This is a genomic window from Paenibacillus chitinolyticus (genome assembly GCF_045038035.1).
Taxonomy (GTDB): Bacteria; Bacillota; Bacilli; order Paenibacillales; family NBRC-103111; genus Paenibacillus_F; species Paenibacillus_F chitinolyticus_A.
On record NZ_CP173427.1, the window covers coordinates 4,479,214 to 4,498,833 of the forward strand.

The 19,620-nt window shown below is 54.8% G+C and carries 17 protein-coding genes; 4 read left to right on the forward strand and 13 right to left on the reverse strand.

Translation table 11 applies throughout. The features are described from left to right. Positions 1–179 precede the first annotated feature (179 nt). Both ACI48J_RS20190 and ytvI read left to right on the forward strand, forming a co-directional pair. The gene (locus tag ACI48J_RS20190) at positions 180–446 is read left to right on the forward strand and encodes a hypothetical protein (protein ID WP_326054406.1); all 267 of its coding nucleotides are present in this window, start codon (positions 180–182) and stop codon (positions 444–446) included. Between the two features lie 183 nt (positions 447–629). Then, entirely contained in the window at positions 630–1,763 is a 1,134-nt protein-coding gene (gene ytvI, locus ACI48J_RS20195; RefSeq protein ID WP_326054407.1) for a sporulation integral membrane protein YtvI, read from the forward strand. Positions 1,764–1,841: 78 nt separating this feature from the next. Here ytvI and ACI48J_RS20200 read toward each other — a convergent pair whose 3' ends face one another. The 10 genes from ACI48J_RS20200 to hisC all read right to left on the reverse strand — a co-directional run bounded on the left by ACI48J_RS20200 (position 1,842) and on the right by hisC (position 14,547). Further along, the gene (locus tag ACI48J_RS20200) at positions 1,842–2,237 is read right to left on the reverse strand and encodes an FxsA family protein (protein ID WP_405079980.1); all 396 of its coding nucleotides are present in this window, start codon (positions 2,235–2,237) and stop codon (positions 1,842–1,844) included. 3 nt (positions 2,238–2,240) lie between these two features. Next, positions 2,241–2,672, reverse strand: a complete 432-nt coding sequence (locus ACI48J_RS20205; RefSeq protein ID WP_405079982.1) for an acyl-CoA thioesterase — start codon at positions 2,670–2,672, stop codon at positions 2,241–2,243. A gap of 110 nt (positions 2,673–2,782) precedes the next feature. Then, positions 2,783–4,543: a pyruvate kinase gene (gene pyk, locus ACI48J_RS20210; protein ID WP_326054410.1), complete on the reverse strand. Its 1,761-nt coding sequence runs from the start codon at positions 4,541–4,543 to the stop codon at positions 2,783–2,785. Further along, on the reverse strand, positions 4,536–5,510 hold the full coding sequence (gene accA / locus ACI48J_RS20215; protein WP_405079984.1) for an acetyl-CoA carboxylase carboxyl transferase subunit alpha: 975 nt from the start codon (positions 5,508–5,510) through the stop codon (positions 4,536–4,538). The genes pyk and accA overlap by 8 nt, the downstream gene beginning before the upstream one ends. Beyond that, positions 5,500–6,366: an acetyl-CoA carboxylase, carboxyltransferase subunit beta gene (gene accD, locus ACI48J_RS20220; protein ID WP_326054412.1), complete on the reverse strand. Its 867-nt coding sequence runs from the start codon at positions 6,364–6,366 to the stop codon at positions 5,500–5,502. The genes accA and accD overlap by 11 nt, the downstream gene beginning before the upstream one ends. 83 nt (positions 6,367–6,449) lie before the next feature. Then, positions 6,450–6,638, reverse strand: coding sequence for a hypothetical protein (locus ACI48J_RS20225; RefSeq protein WP_009676703.1), 189 nt, complete (start codon positions 6,636–6,638; stop codon positions 6,450–6,452). A gap of 436 nt (positions 6,639–7,074) precedes the next feature. Further along, the gene (locus ACI48J_RS20230; protein ID WP_405079985.1) at positions 7,075–7,608 is read right to left on the reverse strand and encodes a phosphatidylglycerophosphatase A; all 534 of its coding nucleotides are present in this window, start codon (positions 7,606–7,608) and stop codon (positions 7,075–7,077) included. 93 nt (positions 7,609–7,701) lie between these two features. Continuing rightward, positions 7,702–11,904 carry a DNA polymerase III subunit alpha gene (gene dnaE / locus ACI48J_RS20235; RefSeq protein ID WP_405079986.1) on the reverse strand — a complete coding sequence of 1,401 codons (4,203 nt, stop codon included), beginning with the start codon at positions 11,902–11,904 and terminating at the stop codon, positions 7,702–7,704. A 301-nt stretch (positions 11,905–12,205) separates the two neighbouring features. Continuing rightward, a complete protein-coding gene (locus ACI48J_RS20240) occupies positions 12,206–13,405 on the reverse strand; it encodes a pyridoxal phosphate-dependent aminotransferase (RefSeq protein ID WP_405079988.1) in 1,200 nt (399 codons plus the stop codon). A gap of 47 nt (positions 13,406–13,452) precedes the next feature. Beyond that, the gene (gene hisC / locus ACI48J_RS20245; protein ID WP_405079990.1) at positions 13,453–14,547 is read right to left on the reverse strand and encodes a histidinol-phosphate transaminase; all 1,095 of its coding nucleotides are present in this window, start codon (positions 14,545–14,547) and stop codon (positions 13,453–13,455) included. 228 nt (positions 14,548–14,775) lie between these two features. Between hisC and ACI48J_RS20250 the strand changes: the two genes are divergently transcribed. Further along, on the forward strand, positions 14,776–15,108 hold the full coding sequence (locus ACI48J_RS20250) for a YtrH family sporulation protein (protein WP_009674587.1): 333 nt from the start codon (positions 14,776–14,778) through the stop codon (positions 15,106–15,108). Between the two features lie 2 nt (positions 15,109–15,110). Next, positions 15,111–15,656: a hypothetical protein gene (locus ACI48J_RS20255; protein WP_326052349.1), complete on the forward strand. Its 546-nt coding sequence runs from the start codon at positions 15,111–15,113 to the stop codon at positions 15,654–15,656. Between the two features lie 42 nt (positions 15,657–15,698). Here the strand turns inward: ACI48J_RS20255 and ACI48J_RS20260 are convergent, their stop codons facing one another. The 3 genes from ACI48J_RS20260 to ACI48J_RS20270 are packed head-to-tail and all read right to left on the reverse strand — an operon-like array spanning position 15,699 to position 19,609. Beyond that, the gene (locus ACI48J_RS20260; RefSeq protein ID WP_405079991.1) at positions 15,699–16,637 is read right to left on the reverse strand and encodes a polyprenyl synthetase family protein; all 939 of its coding nucleotides are present in this window, start codon (positions 16,635–16,637) and stop codon (positions 15,699–15,701) included. 24 nt (positions 16,638–16,661) lie between these two features. Then, on the reverse strand, positions 16,662–17,285 hold the full coding sequence (locus tag ACI48J_RS20265; RefSeq protein ID WP_326052341.1) for a response regulator transcription factor: 624 nt from the start codon (positions 17,283–17,285) through the stop codon (positions 16,662–16,664). Next, positions 17,282–19,609, reverse strand: coding sequence for an ATP-binding protein (locus tag ACI48J_RS20270; RefSeq protein ID WP_405079993.1), 2,328 nt, complete (start codon positions 19,607–19,609; stop codon positions 17,282–17,284). Before ACI48J_RS20270 ends, ACI48J_RS20265 begins: the two co-directional genes overlap by 4 nt. Positions 19,610–19,620 lie beyond the last annotated feature (11 nt).

Below are 19,620 nucleotides of genomic sequence, written 5' to 3' on the forward strand. Positions count from 1 at the left end.
TTTGCGCTGTATTTTTGTTTTGTTAATTTTATGTAAAAGTTTCGCGGAATGTTTTCTCCGTATTAAATTCGCCCGTTTCGGCGGTCAGGCAAGGAATTATGCCGCTAACGGCGAAAAGAACGAAGCAGAGCCTTATGGTTTTTTTCAGGCAAAAGATCGACAAGAAAGGAGACATCCGTATGAAAAAGCGCATAGTCTATCCGCAGCCGCTAAAAGAAGGCGGACGCATCGCCGTGACAGCCCCTTCCAGCGGAGCCGGCTGCGGACCCGTCAAAAATTTCGGTCTTCAGGATGCGCTTCATCACGTATTCGACGGGCTCGGCATCCCCGTACTTTATGATCTCGACATCGGGCACGTCCCTCCCCAACTGACTCTCGTGAACGGGGCATTTGCGAAAGTTAAAGCGTCGGCAGGAGCCGGAAACGTCACGATGTCCTTCGTCTAAGGCGGCCGGCAGATTCAGCAGAGGCTTATTGCGGGTATTGTTCCTCAGAACTTAAGTCAGAACTTAAGGCAGGCACGGTCCTTTAATCAAGGAAGTTCAGAGAAACACTATCCTTGCTCCTTGTGATTTAGGGATTCATCCCGTCCTGTAGTAAACTCATTTCGAGCGAGAAAGAGGAAGCCTATGAGAGTGTTCAATCCGTACCTGCTGCACAAAATTTTCCGGGGAACTCTGGTCCTGCTGTGCCTCGTGGCGGGCTGGCTGCTGCTGCGGTACGTGTCCCCGCTGATTTATCCCTTTATCATCGGCTGGCTGCTGGCCTATGTACTCAATCCGATCGTCAACATGCTGCAGCGGAAGGCCAAAATGCCGCGCTGGCTGTCTGCCACGGTGGTCATCCTTCTATTGATCGCCATCACGGTTACGGCCATGACCCTGCTGGTGACGAAGGTGATCGTAGAGCTGGGAACGCTGGCCGAAAATTTACAAAGTATGATCAATGGCTGGAAAGACCAGGCGACCGGATTTTTGAATTCGGCCTGGTTTCAGGGGATTGTCGGACAGCTTAATGATTTCATGAGAGCCAACAATCTGGATCTCAGCAGCAACCTCAGCTCCGTTACGGGAACGATTGCCGATTTCAGCTCCAATGCCTTGAAATATATCGTCAACTCGCTGATTCATATCATCCAGTCCCTGCCTAACATCGCGACCGTATCGATCATCGTGTTGATGGCCACCTTCTTTATCAGCAAAGACTGGTACCGTCTCGTGATGCGCTACACCGTGCTGGTACCGGAAACCGTCCGCAAAGCGACCCGTCTCATTTCCAGCGATCTGCAGAAGGCGCTGTTCGGCTTTATGCGCGCTCAGCTTATTCTCATTTCCCTGACAACCGTCGCGGTCATTATCGGACTGGTTATTCTGCGTGTGGATTTCGCCGTCACCATCGGCCTTCTGATCGGCTTGTGCGATCTTATGCCTTATCTCGGCACCGGCGCCGTCCTCGTTCCGTGGATCATTTACTGCTTTTTCAAAGGCAACCTGTTCCTCGGAATCGGATTGTCCGTCCTGTACGGCCTGATCGTGGTGGTGCGGCAGATTATGGAGCCCAAGGTGCTCGCCTCAAGCGTGGGGCTGGATCCGCTCGCCGCTTTGATCGCCCTATTTGTTGGACTTAAGATGTTCGGCGTCGTAGGGCTTATCCTCGGTCCCGTGCTCATGGTGGTCCTGACGGCGGTCTATAAAGCGAACGTCTTCCACGATATTGCCCGTTACATAAAAAATGGCCCGGACGCGAACACGGAGGTCCGCTGACCGGGCTTTTCTTCGACCTGCTTAATCGAAAGCGTCGAGACGGCACAGTGTGCTGTTTCGACGCTTTCGTTTTTCGTTTTACCTGCGGTTAATAAACATGAACCGACCGTTTCTCATCAGCTTCTGCAGCAGGACGAGCAGCCCCATTTTAAACAAGGAACGTGTAAACGGAAGCACCAGAAGCATACCCGCCAAATCGGTAAGGAAGCCCGGCACGATCAGCAGCAGTCCGCCGACAAAGACGCAGACGCTGTCGAGCACGGAATCCGTCGGGTTCTGGCCCATAGACAGCTGATTGCGGGCGTAAGGCAGGAAACGGGACGCTTCCTTTCTTACGATAAGAGCTCCCAGAAGACCCGTCAGCAGAATCAGCCCGAACGTCATCCAGCCCCCTATCAGATGGGCCATACCGATGATACAAGCGATCTCAAGGACCGGCACGATGATAAAGACGGCAAGCGCAATGCGTAACACCGGCTATCCCCCCCTTTGCAGCCATTCGTATAATTCAGGCACTTCTTTATCTATACGTACAGGCTTCCAGGAAAGATTCACCCAAGCATGCCTCGTAATGCCCGTAACAAGAAGTTCTTCTCCGCGCCGCACTTCGTACCCAAACTCCAGCTTCACCGTCGTGTAGCTTGTGACACGGGTCAGAATCGTTATCTCGTCGTCATATCGGGCCGGACGCACATATTTCAGTTCGGCGCCGACGACCGGCAGCAGCAGTCCCAGCTCCTCCATCCGCTTGTACGGAAAACCTTTGTCCCGGATATATTCCGTGCGGGCGATTTCCAGCCAGGTCAAATAATTGGCATGGTACACGACTCCCATCTGGTCGGTTTCCTGATACCTGACCCGGACGCCGTACGGAAACCATTCGCGCTCATTCGTTGCTTCATTCGGCAAGTGCCTTCCTCCTATCTGTTGTTTTGCCGGTTTCGGGGCTCTGTCCTTATAGTTTGAAAAAAAGAGTGAACCCGCACAAGGCGGACTCACTCCTTTCTTATCCGAATCGCTTACAGGACGCGCGCACGTCCCGAGTACACAATCCCTACTTCAGGGAACAAGGTAATTTCCATGTCGTCCTTGATCAGGTCAAGGGCACGGTCAACACCGACGATAACCGGGATGCCCAGGCTGAGAGCTACTACCGCGGCGTGGGATGTGATCCCGCCCACGTCCGTGATCAGACCCGCCGCACGCTCGATAGCCGGCATATATTCCTTGTCGGTCGTATTGGTGACCAGAATAGCGCCGTCTTTCATTTTGCTGACGGCTTCCTCGGCAGTTTCGGCCGTCACGACAACGCCTTTCGCGTGCTGGGTGCCGATACCGGTTCCTTTGGCGATCATTTCGCCGACCTGGTGAACCTTCATCAGATTCGTAGTACCGGAGCTTCCGATCGGCACGCCGGCCGTGATCACGACGATATCGCCGAGATCCACATAACCTTCGCGGATGCTTCCGTCGACCGCTTGCTCAAACAGCTCGTCCGTCGTTTGCGCGTCCCCGTGGAGGAGGACAGGCTGCACGCCCCAAACGAGGTTCAGACGGCGCATAACCTGCGGGTTGCGTGTTACCGCAACGATCGGCGCCTTCGGACGGTATTTGGATACCATTCTTGCGGTATAGCCGCTTTCCGTAGCGGTTACGATCGCTTTGGCATCCAGTTCAAGAGCGGCGTTCGCGACGGATTGGGAAATGGATTCCGTTACCGTCGTTTGCAGCGCGTGCGCTTGACGCAGGAAAATCTCGCGGTATTCCAGAGCCGCTTCCGCACGCTGTGCGATGCGGGACATAGTTTCTACCGCTTCAACCGGATATTTCCCGGCAGCCGTCTCGCCGGACAGCATAATCGCGTCGGAGCCGTCGAACACGGCGTTGGCCACGTCACTTGCTTCGGCACGGGTCGGGCGCGGATTGCGTTGCATGGAGTCAAGCATCATCGTAGCGGTAATAACCGGTTTGCCGACCAGGTTACACTTCTTGATCATTTGCTTCTGTACAACCGGCACGTCTTCCGGCGGAATTTCCACGCCAAGGTCGCCGCGGGCAACCATCAGGCCGTCGGAAACTTCCAGGATTTCATCCAGGTTGTCAACGCCTTCCTGGTTCTCGATCTTGGATATGATCTGGATATGAGAAGCGTTGTGACGCTCCAGCAGTTCGCGGATTTCAAGCACGTCGCTTGCTTTACGGACGAAAGAAGCGGCGATGAAATCGATGCCCTGCTCGATACCGAATACGATATCGTTAGCGTCTTTTTCCGTAATACCCGGCAGCGAGATGCTGACGCCCGGAACGTTCACGCCTTTTTTGCTTTTAATCGGACCGCTGTTCACGATGCGGCATTTGATATCGTTACCTTGAACGGCTTCAACCGTCAGGCCGATCAGACCGTCGTCGATCAGAATCGTGTCGCCGGGCTTAACGTCTTCCGCCAGGCCTTCATAGGTCACGGACACGCGTTCACGATCTCCGAGAATTTCTTCGGTCGTCAGGGTAATCATCTCGCCTGCGGCCAATTCGATCGGTTCTTCTTTCAGTTTGCCGAGACGGATCTCGGGCCCCTTCGTATCCAGCAAAATGGATACGTTGCGGCCTCCGAGTTCTTCGCAGGCAGCGCGGAGGTTTTTGATCCGGCCGCCGTGCTCTTCAAAATCGCCGTGAGAGAAGTTCAGTCTCATCACGTTCATTCCTGCCGTTACGAGCTTCTTGAGGTTTTCTTTGGACTCGCTTGCCGGTCCGATCGTACAAACAATTTTTGTCTTACGCATGGTTACCCTCCTGAGTAAATGTATATCTGCCGATTTGTCTGAATTTGAGGTACCTGTCTTCTTTGAGTTCCTCTTCCGACATCGCTAACAGCGGCTGCATGTGCTCCAGAACGGCCGCTTTAATATTCGCTGACTGGAGTTCCAGATCACGATGGGCACCACCCTGAGGTTCAGGGACGATGCTATCGATAACGCCCAAGTCCGCAATATCCTTGGCGGTGATTTTCATCGCTTCCGCGGCTTGCAGGGATTTGGTTGCATCGTTGTACAAAATGGATGCGGCCCCTTCGGGACTGATAACCGAGTAAATGGCATTCTCAAGCATCAATACCCGATTGCCGACGCCAAGCGCGAGCGCTCCGCCGCTGCCTCCTTCGCCGATCACGACGCAGACGACAGGCACGCGAAGACCGGCCATGACGAGCAGGTTGCGCGCAATCGCTTCCCCTTGGCCCCTCTCTTCGGCGGCGTTGCCGGGAAACGCCCCTTTCGTATCGATGAACGTAATGACGGGACGGCCGAATTTGTCCGCCTGTTTCATCAGACGAAGCGCCTTACGGAAACCCTCCGGATGCGGAGAGCCGAAATTGCGGGCGATATTGTCCTTTGTGTCCTTGCCCTTCTGATGACCGACGACCGTAACGGGCAGCCCGTCCAGCTTGGCGACGCCGCCGATAATGGCGAGGTCGTCTCCATACAGACGGTCTCCGTGAAGCTCCACGAAGTCCGTAAAGATTCTCTCTATGTAGTCGATCGTCGTCGGACGCTGCGGATGCCGGGCGAGCTGCATTTTCTCCGATGCGGACATCGTGGAATACAATTCCTGCTGCAGCTCGGCATACCGTTCCTCAAGGCGCCGGATTTCATCCGTGAAATCGATTTTCTTTTCTTCACCGAAACGCTTCAGTTCGTCAATTTTGCTGCGAAGCTCGGTCAGTGGCTGCTCAAATGACAATTCACCCGCCATAATTCGCATCCCCTTTCATCACGTGCATATCAAGCAGTTTGATCAGCATTGTCCGCATGTCTTTGCGGGCCACGACCTTGTCCACCTGTCCGCGCAGAAGGTTGAATTCCGCGGTTTGGAAGTTATCGGGCAGTTTCTGCCTGATCGTCTGCTCAATGACACGCCGGCCGGTAAAGCCGAACGATGCCGCGGGTTCCGCGATAATAATATCGCCGAGCATGGCAAAGCTTGCCGAAACCCCTCCGAAAGTCGGATCGGTAATGACGGAGACAAACAAGCCGCCTTCCGAGTCAAGCTTCTGAATAGCCGCGCTCGTCTTAGCCATTTGCATCAGACTGAGAATGCTCTCCTGCATACGGGCACCGCCCGAAGTCGAAAACAGAATGAGCGGATACTTCTTCTGGATGGCGCTCTCGATGGCGCGCGTCAGCTTCTCGCCGACGACGGAACCGAGGGAGCCGCCCATAAAGTCAAAACTCATCGCGCCAAAGACGACCGGATATCCGCCGATCGTACCTTCACCGGTAACGACGGCATCCTTCAGGCCGGTCTTGTCCTTCGCTTTGGTGATTTTATTCTCGTAATCCGGAAAACCGAGAGGATCTTCCGAAATCATATTCTCGTCATACTCGAACAGACGCCCTTCATCGAGGGTCATCGTCATACGTTCCATCGCATTTAATTTGTAATGATAATTGCAGGACGTACAGACTTTCAAGTTCTTCTCAAGCTCTTTACTGTATTGAATAGTTCCGCAGCGCGGACATTTATTCATCAGCCCTTCGGGTATCTCGCGTTTCGCTTTCTCGGAAGGGATAGTTGCATATTTGCGTTTCTGAAAAAGATCCTTTAGCACATTTGCACCTCTCTGGCTTACAATTTCCGCTTCAGCCGTTCGCTGCGGAGGTTTCGTAAAACACGCCTTCGCAACCGCTGCGGTCAGCGATGTAAAATGGTGTTGAGTACTTCTTGAACCTCTTCCACTTCACCCTCGGGAACCACGATTTCAAATTGGTTCTTGGTCATGGAGATTGCTCGAATTTGGACCAGAAACCCCTCCTCCGACAGGCGTTGCTTTATACGCTCCGCAATTTTGGCGGTGGGGGCAATATAAATCACGGTCCACATGGGGATATACCTCCTCAACAGTACCCGGGTAAAATGGATAGCGCCAAAATGAAAATGACGCAGCAGCGTATCTCTAGCCTTCACTTTCCGTTCTCTCAAGTCTATACAATGGAATAATGATAACACAACCTCTAATTTTCCCGCAAGGAAGGGTTGTCTTCCCTAAGAGGCTTCCGTTCCGCCGTCACCTGAGATTAAACATGGAAAAAGAAGGATGGAGCATCCCGCTAACCCGCTTTCCGCTGCCCGGATACCAAGGCATTTCCACTGTGAAATATTCCCTGACCCGCATCGGACCGACAAAAAAAACTTCCCACGCCCACGGGGTGGTGAAGTTTTTTTGAATCGGACACGCGGACGCTATCGCGGCGGTCCAGACCGCTTCGCCGAGACGGCGGCTCGACCGTTCGAGCACCTGCCGCGGATAAAAGCCGGGCTATGCGGGCTCTTTCGTATCCGCGCCGGCTTCACCGGTTTCGCAAAGTTTCTCGAAATAAATCGAAACGGGTTGGTTTTGATGAGCGATTCTGGCGGATGCCGCTGCGGCCAGCCCGGCCACGAGATCGTCGAGAAACACGTGAATCTCCCGCTCATGGTCGTTGAGATCGCGGATCACGCCGATTTTCTGCTTATCCAGATAACCGAAGCTCGTCAGCCCGATCATACCATACACATGCACAATTCCCAAAGCCAGCGTCTCGTCCACCCCGTATAGGGGCTCGTCCGCTTCCAGAATGCTTTGCAGCGGTTCGGGAAGAAGCCTGCGCTCCGCCAGCTCGTCCAGTGCGATACCGGTCATCAGGGTGTACTGCACTTCGCGTTTGGCAAGTACGGTCATCACGCTCTCCAGGCACACCTCTATCGTCAAAGCCTTGTTATACGGCTTCTGGAGCCGGAGAACAATTTCGGCAACACTCTCCGCGGTCACCCCCCTCTCCCGCAGCATTTGCAGCACCAGTTCCGTACTCATGCTTTATTCCTCCCTTATCCGGCTGTTACCGCGCAGCTGCGGACAGGCTGCCGCTTTTGGCGGTTTTACAAATGTATGCCGGAAAAAGGAGGATTATTTCACCTTTACACAATCTTTGCCCATCAGCTGTTCGATCGAACGGAACAGCTCCGGGGAAGGCTTGACGCGGTACTGGCCGCTCAAAGCCAGCAGCCGCTGGGTGCGCTCGTAGAACAGCGCGACCTCCAGCGGGCCCGCGTGAAGCTGCAGCAGCTCCTGCAGCTTCACGAGGTTGTGCGGCTCCTCCAGGTGAGCCGCAATTTTGACGTACACCCGCTGCCGGGAAGCCCCGGCGGGTGTGCCCTGCGCGGCGGCGGGGCGCCGCGACTCATCCGCAGACTTGGCTGCGGATGAGCGCTGCGGGGCCGCACTGCCGCGGTCTGCGGCGCGTCCGGACGAGCCCGCTTGGGCGGTGGCTTCGCCGCCCGGACGCGGGCCGCCGTCGTGCCCGCCGCGGGCTTCGCCGGCTGCAGGCCCGGGCTCTCCGGCGCCATAGCCGGCGGCTCCGCGGCGCGTCTCGCGCACCACGCTGGAGCCGCGCGCAGAGCCGCCGGCGCGGCCGGGCGCCTGCGCGCGTCCGGAGGCCGCATCCGCCCGGCCGCTGCCTCCGGCAGGCCGTGCGCTGCCGCTTACGCCCGCTTGGGCGCCGGCTTCTCCGCCCGGGCGCATGCCGGCTTCTCCGCCGGAGCGCGTGCCCGGGCTCGCGTTCGCGCCGCTGCCTGCTCCCGGGCCGCCGCCCGGCTGCCCGCTGCGGGCGTTCCCGGCCGCCGGGCCGCGCCCTCCTTGCGGCGGAGCCCCGGCTCCCCGCGGCGCACTGCCGCCGGAGGCGGACTGGCCGCCCGGACGCAGCGGACGGCGCTGCCAGCGACGGACGGCCGGATCGTCCGGCGCGGCCACTGCCTCCGCCAGCAGCTTCGGCGGGTCTTCGTCCTGCAGCTGAAGCTTCGCTTTGACAAGGACGACGCTGCCTTTCTGCACGAGCGGAGCGTGTTTTTTCCACGCTTCGGGGAATAAAACCACTTCGACACGCGCAATCCGGTCTTCCAGATCCATGAAGGCCATAGGCTGGCCTTTTTTCGTGACGATCGTTTTGCTGGAGACAACCATACCCGCCACGATAACTTCGCTGTTATCGGCATAATCCTGCAAATAATGCAGCGGGTCCGCTTCCAGCTCCTGCAGCAGCTCTTGATGGTCATCGAGCGGATGACCGGATATATAGAGCCCCAGCAGTTCACGTTCATACTCCAGCTGCTGGGTGCGGGAAAGCCTGGCAACCTCCGGAATCTCCACTTCCCAGTTCGGTTCCTCAACGAAACCGAATAAGTGAAGCTGCAGATCATCCCGCTCTTTCCGCCATTTCACCGCCGCCTCCACCGTATCGTCCAGCATGGCGACAAATTGGGCGCGGTGACCGGGAAAGCCGTCAAGCGCCCCTCCCTGGATGAGCGATTCGATCACGCGTTTGTTGCAGACGCGCAAATCCACTCTCCGGCAGAAATCGAGCAAACTCTCGTAAGGCTTCTCACGCCGCTCCTTGAGGATCGCTTCGATGGCGTTCGTGCCGACGTTCTTGATTGCGGCCAGACCGAAGCGGATGGCACCCTTACCGGCAGGAGAAGCGCCGACATCGTTCTTGGCGAATTCCCCGGATTCCCCGGCAACCCCATCTTCCCCCTTCGATTGACTGCTTCCGGCCGTAACGGCGGCCCCCTCGGGGCCCTTATCTCCGCTGCCCGTCTCTCCGTGCTCTTCGCCTGCCCCTTCTGCAGCCGGCAAAGATGCTTTAGGCGCGACAGGCGTAAAATTAACGCCACTCTCATTCACATCCGGGGGCAGCACTTCAAGCTTCATCCGTCTGCATTCGTCGACATACTCGGCCGTTTTCCTGTGGTTCCCGACGACGGCCGTCAGCATGGAAGCCATAAAATGCCGCGGATAATGTGCCTTCAAATGCGCTGTCTGGAAAGCCAGTACGCCATAAGCGGTTGCATGCGCACGCGGGTACCCGTAATCCGCGAACCGCACGATCATGTCGTAGACGCCGTTCGCCTCTTCCTCCTTATAGCCTAACCCGACGCTGCCTTCCACGAAGTGTGCGCGCTGCTCGTCCAGCACTTCGCGCTTCTTCTTGGAAACGGCACGCCGGAGCAGGTCCGCTTCGCCGAGCGAAAATCCCGCCATGACCGAAGCGATCTGCATGATCTGCTCCTGATAGACGATAATGCCGTACGTATCCTTAAGGATCGGCACAAGCGCTTCATGCGGAATCTGCGGCTCCGTCAGTCCGTGCTTGCATTCGATGTACCGGGGGATAAACTCCATCGGACCCGGACGATACAAGGCGTTAACGGAAATGATATCTTCAAATCCCGACGGCTTCAAATCCCGAAGCACCTTGCGTATTCCCGGAGACTCCAGTTGGAAAATACCGGTTGTCTCTCCTTTCCCGAGGAGCTCGTACGTCAGAGGGTCGTTATCCATGTCCAGCTTCGCCAAATCCAGTTTGATGCCTTCCTGCTCCTCAATGGATTTCAAGGTCCGTTCGATGATGGACAAGGTCCGCAGACCGAGAAAATCCATCTTCAGCAGACCGATGGCTTCCAGATGCTCCATCGAATATTGGGTCAGCGGTGTTTGGCCGGTTCCCTCCTGCAAGGGAACATAATGGGTCAGCGGTTCGCGCGAAATGACAACTCCCGCGGCATGTGTCGAAGCATGACGGGGCATACCCTCGACACGCTTCGCCATATTCAGCAGTTCCGCGGTTTTAGGCTGTTTCGCGGCCAGTTCCTTCAAATCCGGATTTACCTTCAGGGCCGCTTCCAGCGTCATGCCGAGCTGCCCCGGAATCATTTTCGCGGCACGGTCCACTTCGTTGTACGGAACGTTCAGCACCCGGCCCACATCGCGTACGGCGGCCTTGGCGGCCATCGTCCCGAACGTGATGATCTGAGCGACGTGTTCCTGCCCGTACTTCGCCACGACATAATCGATAACTTCGTCCCGCCGCTCGTCGTTAAAATCGATATCGATATCCGGCATCGTGATCCGCTCCTGGTTCAGAAAACGCTCAAAGAGCAGCTTATACCGGATAGGGTCCACATCGGTAATCCGGAGCACGTACGCAACGAGACTTCCTGCCGAAGACCCCCTTCCGGGCCCCGTCATAATACCGTGCTCGTGCGAGAAGCGGATAAAATCCCAGACGATGAGAAAATAATCCGAGAAGCCCATGCTCTCGATAACGCCAAGCTCGTATGAAAGCCTCGTCTCCAGCGTCTGCCGGTATTCCCCCTGCAGGTCATTCCAGTCCGGATGGTTCTCATAGCGCCGGGCAAGCCCTTCCGTGCACAGCTCCCTGAGGTATTCTCCCGCGCCGAGCCCCTCGGGGATCGGTTTGAATTTCGGCAGGATAGACTGATCGAAATTCAAAGCCAGATCGCACTTCTCCGCCACAAGCAGCGTGTTGTCGAGCGCTTCGGGTACATGTGCGAACAGTTTGCGCATGTCGTCTTCGCTTTTCAGGTAAAGCTGGCTCGTCTCGAACTTGAGGCGCTGGGGATCGTCCACCGTCTTGCCGGTTCCGATGCACAGAAGCACATCCTGCACCACATGGTCCTGTTCCCTGACGTAATGCACGTCGTTAGTGGCGACAAGCGGGATGCCCGTTTCGCGGCTCAGCTCGATCATGCCCTGCATGACTTTTTTTTGCTCGATGGACCCATGATCCTGAATTTCAAGATAAAAATCTTCGCCGAAAATAGAGCGGTACCGCTCGGCCGCCGCTTTGGCCTGCTCCTTGCGGTCGTGAAGCAGATGCTGGGACACTTCGCCGCCCAGGCACGCGCTCAGACAAACAAGCCCTTCCGAATAACGGGCGAGATGATCGTGATCGATACGCGGTTTATAGTGGAACCCTTCCAGGTGACCGACCGAGCACAGCTTCATCAGGTTCTGGTAGCCCCGCATGTTTTTGGCCAGCAGAATGAGATGATAGATCGGCTGCTCCTGCCGCGTGCCTTTGGTCCGGATCGTCCCTTCCGTAAAATAAGCTTCGCAGCCCAAAATAGGCTTGATGCCCTTGGCCCGGCACGCTTTATAAAACGGTACCGCTCCGTACATGACGCCATGATCCGTCAGCGCTAGTGACTTCATGCCCAGCTGCGAGGCGGTTTCCACGAGGTCCTGAATGCGGGCGGCCCCGTCAAGCAGGCTGTATTCACTGTGAACATGCAGATGTATAAACGAATTCATGGCCATTACTCCTCCGAAACTTCCTTTCTTCTATTCTATCACAATTTTCAAAAAGGCGAAAATGCGTTCGCCCCGGAAAAATTTTGCTCCCGGCCCGTTTTTATACTAAAAAAAACGCCTGCACCCGTAGGGATACAGACGGTTTTTTATTGTTTTTGCTGCCTTGCGGCAGCGGGAACTTCTCTTTGTCAGGAGGTCGATCGCGCGGCACACCGTGCCGGAATGCGCACCCGGCGGCCGAGCACGCTGGAAACGGCCAGCAGCCTGCCTCTCCCGCTTTCTCTTCTCTCTCGCCGTCTGGTTACCGGTAAGAATCCAGAAGCGCCTTAAATACTTTGCCGGAGCGCTCGATCTGCTTGATGGGCACGCTGTAGGACAGACGGAAATGCCCGCCCCGCCCGAAGCCGCTCCCCGGCACGATCAGAAGACGATGCTCCTGCACCGCTTTCAGGCAGAACTCGACGTCGTCTGCAATCGGTGTCTTCGGGAAGATGAAGAAGCCTCCCTGCGGCACGGTGAATTCATACCCGGCCTCCTGCAGCACGCCGACCATAAGATCGCGCCGCTTGCGGTATTCCTGCTGCTCGACGGCGAGCGTATCCATGCGCGTAATGACACGCTGCATCATAACCGGCGCGTTGACAAATCCGAGCGTTCGGTTGCTGAAAACGAACGCCTGGGCGAGCAGCTGCGCATCGTCTGCCGAAGCGTCGACCGCGACATAACCGAGACGCTCTCCCGCGATTCCAAGGTCTTTGCTGAACGAGCTGACGAGGATCGTACGCCCGTATGCGGCAAACGGGTTCGGCGGAACCGCGTCGTAGACCAGTTGACTGTACGGATCGTCGTAGACCATGTAGATCAGGCCGCCATGTTTTTTCTCGCCTTCGGCAAGCACTTTTCCCAGTTCGTTCAAATTATCCTGCGTAAGAAGCGTGCCGGTCGGATTGCCCGGTGTGTTGATAATGATCGCGCGGGTCCTCTCCGTGATCGCCTGGGCGACACGCTGCGTATCGACGCTGAAATCGTCGGCGAGGGGAACATGAACCGGGACGCCGCCGTGATTGTCGGCATAATAGTCGTATTCCACGAAGTAAGGCGTCAGCAGAATCACTTCATCGCCCGGATTCAGGATGCTTTTCAGGACTACGTTCAGCCCTCCGCCCGCTCCGACCGTCATGACGATATGCTCGGGCTTGACGCTGCCCCCGTACCGTCCGTTAAGATAGTCCGCCACTTTCTGTCTTGCCGAAGGCAGCCCCTGATTCGGAATGTACTGGTGCTTGCCCAGCTCGCCGCTGCTCACCGTATCGGCCAGTGCTTTCAGGAAAGCCCGGGGCGGCTCGACTACAGGATTTCCGAGCGAGAAATCATACACTTCGTCGGCTCCGTAAATGTCGATCAGCCGCTTCCCTTCGTCGAAGAGCTTGCGGATCCAGGAGCCTTTTTCAAGCTGGCCTGCGAGTTTTTCAGAAATTGCGCCTTTCGCTGGAGATGTCATAGCGTTCCTCCTTTAATACATTTTATTTTTGTAAACGAAAAGAAGATTCAATCTCCCGAGTAAACCGTTTCATCCTCCGGCCCGTTAAGCAGATCTTCAAGGAGTGTCAGCAGCTTCAGGTTCTCCTCTTCCGTGCCTATGCTGATTCGGATTTTGTCCTCAAGCAGCGGGGAATCGAAATGCCGGATGTACACGTGCCGCTCCGCGAGCCACTCCGTAATCCTTCGTGCCGATAAACCCGATCCGGCCGGAGGCGTGCACAGCAGGAAGTTCGTCTCCGAATCGGGAACGGCAAACCCGAGGCTGCGAAGACTGCCGCCTAAGCTGCTTCTGGACGCGCGGATACGGCCGACGGTTTCGCCGAAATAGGACCGGTCCCTCAGCGCGGCGGCCGCGATTGTTTGCGTGAGCATGCTCACATTGTAGGAATCTTTGCATTTGTCGAGCGCCTCGATCAGAGCCTCGTCCGCAAACGCATAGCCGAAGCGGATTCCGCAAAGGGAATACGATTTAGATAACGTGCGCAGAATCAGCAGGTTCGGACAGCGGCCGATCAGACTCAAGGCGCTCGCTTCTCCATCGGCAAAATCGATATAAGCTTCATCGACGATCAGAAGCCCTTTGTAACGCCCGGCAAGCTCTTCGATCGCATCCACGGACACCAGCAATCCCGTAGGGGCATTGGGATTTACGAGAATGATGGCCCGGGAAGGCACGGCGAGAAGAGCTTCCGTATCGATGCTGAAATCTTCCCGGGTCGGTACGAATTCGCAGTGCACCCGGTGGATGTCCGCCGCGGTCCGGTAAAGCGAATAAGTCGGATAAGGCAGAGCGATGGCGCTTCCCTCCTCCAGAAACGCTTTAAACAGGAGGGAAATGATCTCATCGGAACCGTTGCCGCAGAACACCTGATTGCGGTTTACACCGTAGATGTCCGCCAGCACTTCCCTTACGGGCTCGGCCGTCGCATTGGGATAACGCCTCAGCAGAGCGTAATCGAAACCTGCCAGCGCCTTCCTCACATCGGGTGAGGGCGGATAAGGATTTTCGTTGGAATTGAGCTTGATGACCTGCTGCTCCGCTTCCGGCTGAAAGCCGGGTATGTAGGGCGCCATGCTGCGAATATGTGCTTTGGCGTACAAGAAATCCGCCTCCTCTGCTCTTATAAATCTCCGGTGAAATTTCTTTTTAATCAGTATAACGCAATTTTCCGGAGATTCTAGCAAAAAAATAGAGACCGGACCCGTTCCGCAAGAATCGCGGGCTTTGTCTCTTTTCTCTATCATAAACGATCGCGGAACTTCATAGACTTTACCAAAGGGACCCTATTAAAACCGCACAGAAGTCCAAAAAAGAAAGAAGGGAATCAGGTGACGGGCTTTGTCACTTCCGCGATACTCAATTTTTTCGTAGCTTTCGGCGTCGTTATGGGAGGCAGCATGCTGGCGGGAATCGGCTCGGTTCTTTCGCTCCAGCCCCCCACCTATAAGATGCTGCTTATCGCCGAGAACATTAAAATTTGGGCGATGGTCGCCGCAATCGGGGGCACGATCGACCCCATCCGGATGATCCAGGACAACTTTCAGGACGGGCAGCTTTCTCCCGCTTTCAAGCAAATTCTGTTGATCATCAGCGCCTATATCGGGGCGCACATGGGTACATCGCTCATCCAGCTGATCTGCAAGGGGGGCGGGCAGTCTTGAAAATGCCCAGCTTCGACCGTTATCCCCGCTTCCTCGCGGGTATCGGGCTTTTTTTGGCGGGAGGGATTGTGGGCAGCGCCGTGTTTCTAAGCTTATATCACCATACCTACAACGTGCTCGTAATCGAAAACTGGAACCTGAAAAAAGAAAATAACGGGCTTCAACTGGATATCGAAACGCTGAACAAATTCAAAAACAAACAAGGACTGATCACGCGTGTGACCGTCCATTTGTACAACGATATTCAGCATCCGCTGGAAAGCCATGTTCAGAAAGCGCTGGAGGACCGGGTCAAGAGAGATCTGAAAATCGTCGAAGGACAGAAGCTGGGGGAAATCCGGGATTCGCCCCAATTGTACGAACGCCTTATCGCGAGCAAAACGTATTACGGCGTAATCGATAAAGACTACATCGTCAATGTCAAAGCGATGGCGCTCGTACAATCGGAGCTGACCGTGTGGATTACGGCGGACGAGCCGAAGAAGCAGGCTCTCCCCGACAAAGGAACGATCGTGCCGGATCATGACGCCTTTAACGGCTCTTACTAGCCCTTCCTATTTAAAATAGGCAGGAAAGGCTGAAACCGGGCGTTACAGCTCGAATCGGGCCAGCGCGACCTCCCGGAAAGCCTCTTTATTCGCGGAAGCGGCCGGAATTTCGGCAAACAGCTCGTCCGCATGGTGCAGATACAAGTTCTGAATCGTGCGCGTGTATTCGATACAGCCGGAGTCCACGACATACTGGACGCACTGCGGCTTATGTTTTAAAAATTGGGGCTGGTCGATTTCACCGTTGTAATACTGCTGGATAACCGGGAATTCCGTATCTTCCTCGTCCAGAAGGAACAGGACCGGGATGGTTTTCTTTTTCTGCACGAGATCGTTCTTGTAATCAAAGCGGAGCAGGTCGCTCAAATCGTTGTCGAGCTGGGCCATCAGTCCCATATAGACGGCCAGGCGGTTCAGCTTGCCGACGGTATCTTCATCGGCGTTCGCGTCCGTGCAGGCATAGCCCATGTACAGGGCCAGTTGAACCAGCGTACCGGATTTGCGCTGAACCATTCCCACGTAGTCCTCTTCCGTCTGCACGGCGTTCGTCACGTCCAGGTGCTGGCCGTTGATCGCCTCCGTAATAAATCCGCATACTTGGGCGGGATCGGGCAGAGGAGAGCCCGGGTATCGGCGGCGGAGGGCCCCCAATTCGGAAACGGACGCCGTCACGAGTCCCGTGTATACGTTCAGCGCCTGCTCCTGGGGCACGGTCATCCACGGTTTCTCCGTATTGTCCTGATCCTGGATGTCATCCATGATATCGAGCGCAAGCAGCATAAGCTCGGTCAATGCGGCGGCCCGGTGAATGGCCGGATTGCTTCCGCCAAGCAGATCGTGCACACTCCAGGTGAGCTCTCCCCAGATGGAATGCTCTTCTTTCTTGTCCGCCACGCTTTTTAACAGCAGTTCTTTCAAGGAAGGTACGGTAAAATACGTTTCAATGAGATCCTGAATATCGCTCCAAACTTCAGCCTTCATGCTGCACCGCCTTTTCGGGATTGGTCAACGCTTGATTTGTAAAAATTTCTCGATGGCCTGAGCCCGGGATTTCACCCCGAACTTGTCGTAGATCTTGCGCACGTAGTTGTCCACCGAGCGTTTGCTCATATGAATCTCATCGGCAATCTGCTCATTGGTGGCGCCTTTGACGATCTGGTTCATGATGTTGATTTCCTCGTCGGTCAGGCTAGACAAATCATCGTCCGGGTGGCTGAGCCTCATCTGATGCAGCAGGGAGATCGGAATGACGGACTGACCTTCTTTCAGAGCCCGCATCATGTTGCGGATCTGGTCCTCGCTCGAGTCTTTGGACATGATGCCGCAAACGCCGAGCTCAAGAAGGTTATTCAGAATCGGCATGTAATCGATGCCCGTGAAAATCACGATCTGAACGTCCTTGTTCAGCTCCCTCATCTTGACGGCGACTTCCATGCCCGTTAAATCGGGAAGATGAAAATCGAGAAAAATGATGGATGGATTCAGCTTCACCATCATTTCGACGCCCATTTCCCCGGTCGTCGCGACGCCGACCACTTGGATATTCTCCTCCTGCTCCAGAATGAACTTCGTGCCGTATGCCATGGCGGGGTGGTCATCAACTATTAGGATATGTTGTGTTTTGTTCATGTCGGTATGCCTTCCTTTATAGGGATCTGAATTCTGACTTCAACGCCTTTACCCGTCATGGACTCCATCGTAAACTGCCCGTTTAAATGTAGCACCCGGCCTTTCATCTGCTCCAGGCCCATACCGGAACGGCCGACTGTCTTGCCCGACGACGAATTGGGTTTAAAGCCGATTCCATCGTCCTCGTAGTGAATGCTAACCTCGCTTCCGCTTGCGACAAGCCGGATGAAAAGCCTGCTGGCCTGCGAATGTTTCTTCGCATTTGTAATCAATTCCTGAATGACTCGGAAAATATGGCGTTTCGCCTCATAATCGAGATTCTCCATCGCCGTCGTCTTTCCTTCCGTCACGAACTGAATTTCGTAATCGCCGAGACTCGATTCGGTATCCACGAGGTTCTGCAGGGCCCGGACAAGCCCGATATTTTTAAGCAGATAAGGATTCAGTTCGAAGCAGCACTGCCGCAAATTCATATTGATCAGTTCCAGATGGTTCAAAATATCTTTAAGCTGCCGGTGGTCGTCGGGATTAAGCAGCTGTTTCTGAAGATTTTTCAATTTCCGTTGAACGAAGAAAATATCCTGCATGGTCGTATCGTGCAAATCGGTCGCGATCCGCGTCCGTTCTTTTTCCTGCAAATCGAACATGGTCTTGCGGAACCAGACGTATTCTTCGCTGCCCTCCTGGTTGGGAAGCTCCGAGGCCAGCTCCAGCAGCTTCATGTTCAGCTTGCGGATCAGATACAGGTTCTCCAGACTGACGGACAAATACGAAATAATAAGACTCAGCCACTGGGTTTCTTCCCGGTTCATAAACGTATTGGTTTTCTTTTTGGCCATGACCAGGTAGCTTACGTATTCCTCGTGCCCTTTGATCAGCGTTCGCGTATATTCGGAGTCGAACCAGTCGCCGGTAAGGAACCGCCTCTTCACATCCTGTTCGTCGATATTTCCTTCGCTGATGATTTCCAGGGTTCCGGACGCATACTGGATTACGATAGCCCCGCCGTATACTTGCAAAATGTCCACGATATCCACCAGCACGATATCTCTAAGCTCGCGGAAATTCGTAATGCTGCCGAGGGCGCCGGCGATTTTTTTGAGCGCCTGCTGGAGGTAATATTTCCTGGGAAACATGATCTTCTCCAGCCGGGTCGCGAAATACTCCAGAGAGTAGGTGACGAACGTCAGCACGACCATCGTGGTCGTAAAGCTGATCACCATATGCTTCAGCGTCGCGTCTTTCTGGAAAATAAAATAATTCACGGCAACGAGCACGGCGCTCGGCAGAACGGAAATAAGAGTCGTGTTGAATACCCGCCTCAAAATGATATCCAGGTCGTAAAGCTGCTTGGACATAATGAGATAGCCGAAGGTGACGGGGAAGAAGAGAATGAACCAGCCGCTGTAATAAGAAAATGCCAGTTCCGTCTGGAACAGAATCCTCGGGATAAAGTTCAGGAACGCCAGGGGACAGAAAGACAGGCCCAAGCAAAATATAATCGTTTTAATAATGGTAAATAAATAATCGTTCGATTTTCTGTATTTCTTGTATAAATGGCCCAGCAAATAAATATTCATAATAAACCCGGCTATGAAGAAACTCATCGTGCCGTAATAAATGATTTTGTAGAACTTGAAGTTCGCGTCCGGGAAAAACATGCTGAGCTGCAGCACCGAAGAGAATCCGATCGCGGCGTACACGTATTTCATGTAGCGCGTCGAGAAAGTGAAATTGGATCGTTCCTGGAAAAACATAATCAGAAACTGCAGGAACAGAAAGGGCAGGCACGCTACCAAGCTTGTCGTCATCCCCTTGGCCAGAATATCGGTTCGGGTCGATGCGCCGAGACACATGAAGATAAGCCCGATATTCAGAAAGACGGCGGACAGCATAAGAGCCGACCGGGATTTGGAAAGGCGGCTGTAAATCAGAAACGCGAAAACAAAAGCAATGATCTCGCCCAGCAGGGATAAAATATCGACCGTCATGGACGTGGCGTGGTCTCTCGTCGTAAAGGTGAGTTCCTTGTCGCCGCGAAGCACGGTAATGACGTCCGCCTGCTCGATACTGTAATATTTTTTGACCGTCAGATGCTCTTCCGGCCTTTTCCCGTCTACGCTGAGAATCTTGTCATCCGGCTTGAATCCGATTTTGGAGCCGATGCTGACCCGCTCCAGCTGGGTGATTACCCATTCCTGCTTCGGGTTCTGATCGACGATAATACCGAGATACGGATACCGGTAAGCTACCCTTAAACACCAGAACTGAAGGAAGATGATGCCTATAAAAAACAATATCATCCATTTTTTTTTGGAATTCATAAAATCCACCT

Excerpts from the sequence above, each read along its gene's own strand:
- ytvI (WP_326054407.1), top strand. The coding sequence starts at position 630 with ATGAGAGTGTTCAATCCGTACCTGCTGCACAAAATTTTCCGGGGAACT.
- ACI48J_RS20265 (WP_326052341.1), bottom strand. The coding sequence starts at position 17,285 with ATGAACAAAACACAACATATCCTAATAGTTGATGACCACCCCGCCATG.
- ACI48J_RS20190 (WP_326054406.1), top strand. The coding sequence starts at position 180 with ATGAAAAAGCGCATAGTCTATCCGCAGCCGCTAAAAGAAGGCGGACGC.
- ACI48J_RS20225 (WP_009676703.1), bottom strand. The coding sequence starts at position 6,638 with ATGTGGACCGTGATTTATATTGCCCCCACCGCCAAAATTGCGGAGCGT.
- ACI48J_RS20230 (WP_405079985.1), bottom strand. The coding sequence starts at position 7,608 with ATGAGTACGGAACTGGTGCTGCAAATGCTGCGGGAGAGGGGGGTGACC.
- dnaE (WP_405079986.1), bottom strand. The coding sequence starts at position 11,904 with ATGAATTCGTTTATACATCTGCATGTTCACAGTGAATACAGCCTGCTT.
- accA (WP_405079984.1), bottom strand. The coding sequence starts at position 5,510 with ATGGCGGGTGAATTGTCATTTGAGCAGCCACTGACCGAGCTTCGCAGC.
- ACI48J_RS20260 (WP_405079991.1), bottom strand. The coding sequence starts at position 16,637 with ATGAAGGCTGAAGTTTGGAGCGATATTCAGGATCTCATTGAAACGTAT.
- ACI48J_RS20240 (WP_405079988.1), bottom strand. The coding sequence starts at position 13,405 with ATGACATCTCCAGCGAAAGGCGCAATTTCTGAAAAACTCGCAGGCCAG.
- ACI48J_RS20255 (WP_326052349.1), top strand. The coding sequence starts at position 15,111 with ATGCCCAGCTTCGACCGTTATCCCCGCTTCCTCGCGGGTATCGGGCTT.
- ACI48J_RS20270 (WP_405079993.1), bottom strand. The coding sequence starts at position 19,609 with ATGAATTCCAAAAAAAAATGGATGATATTGTTTTTTATAGGCATCATC.
- pyk (WP_326054410.1), bottom strand. The coding sequence starts at position 4,543 with ATGCGTAAGACAAAAATTGTTTGTACGATCGGACCGGCAAGCGAGTCC.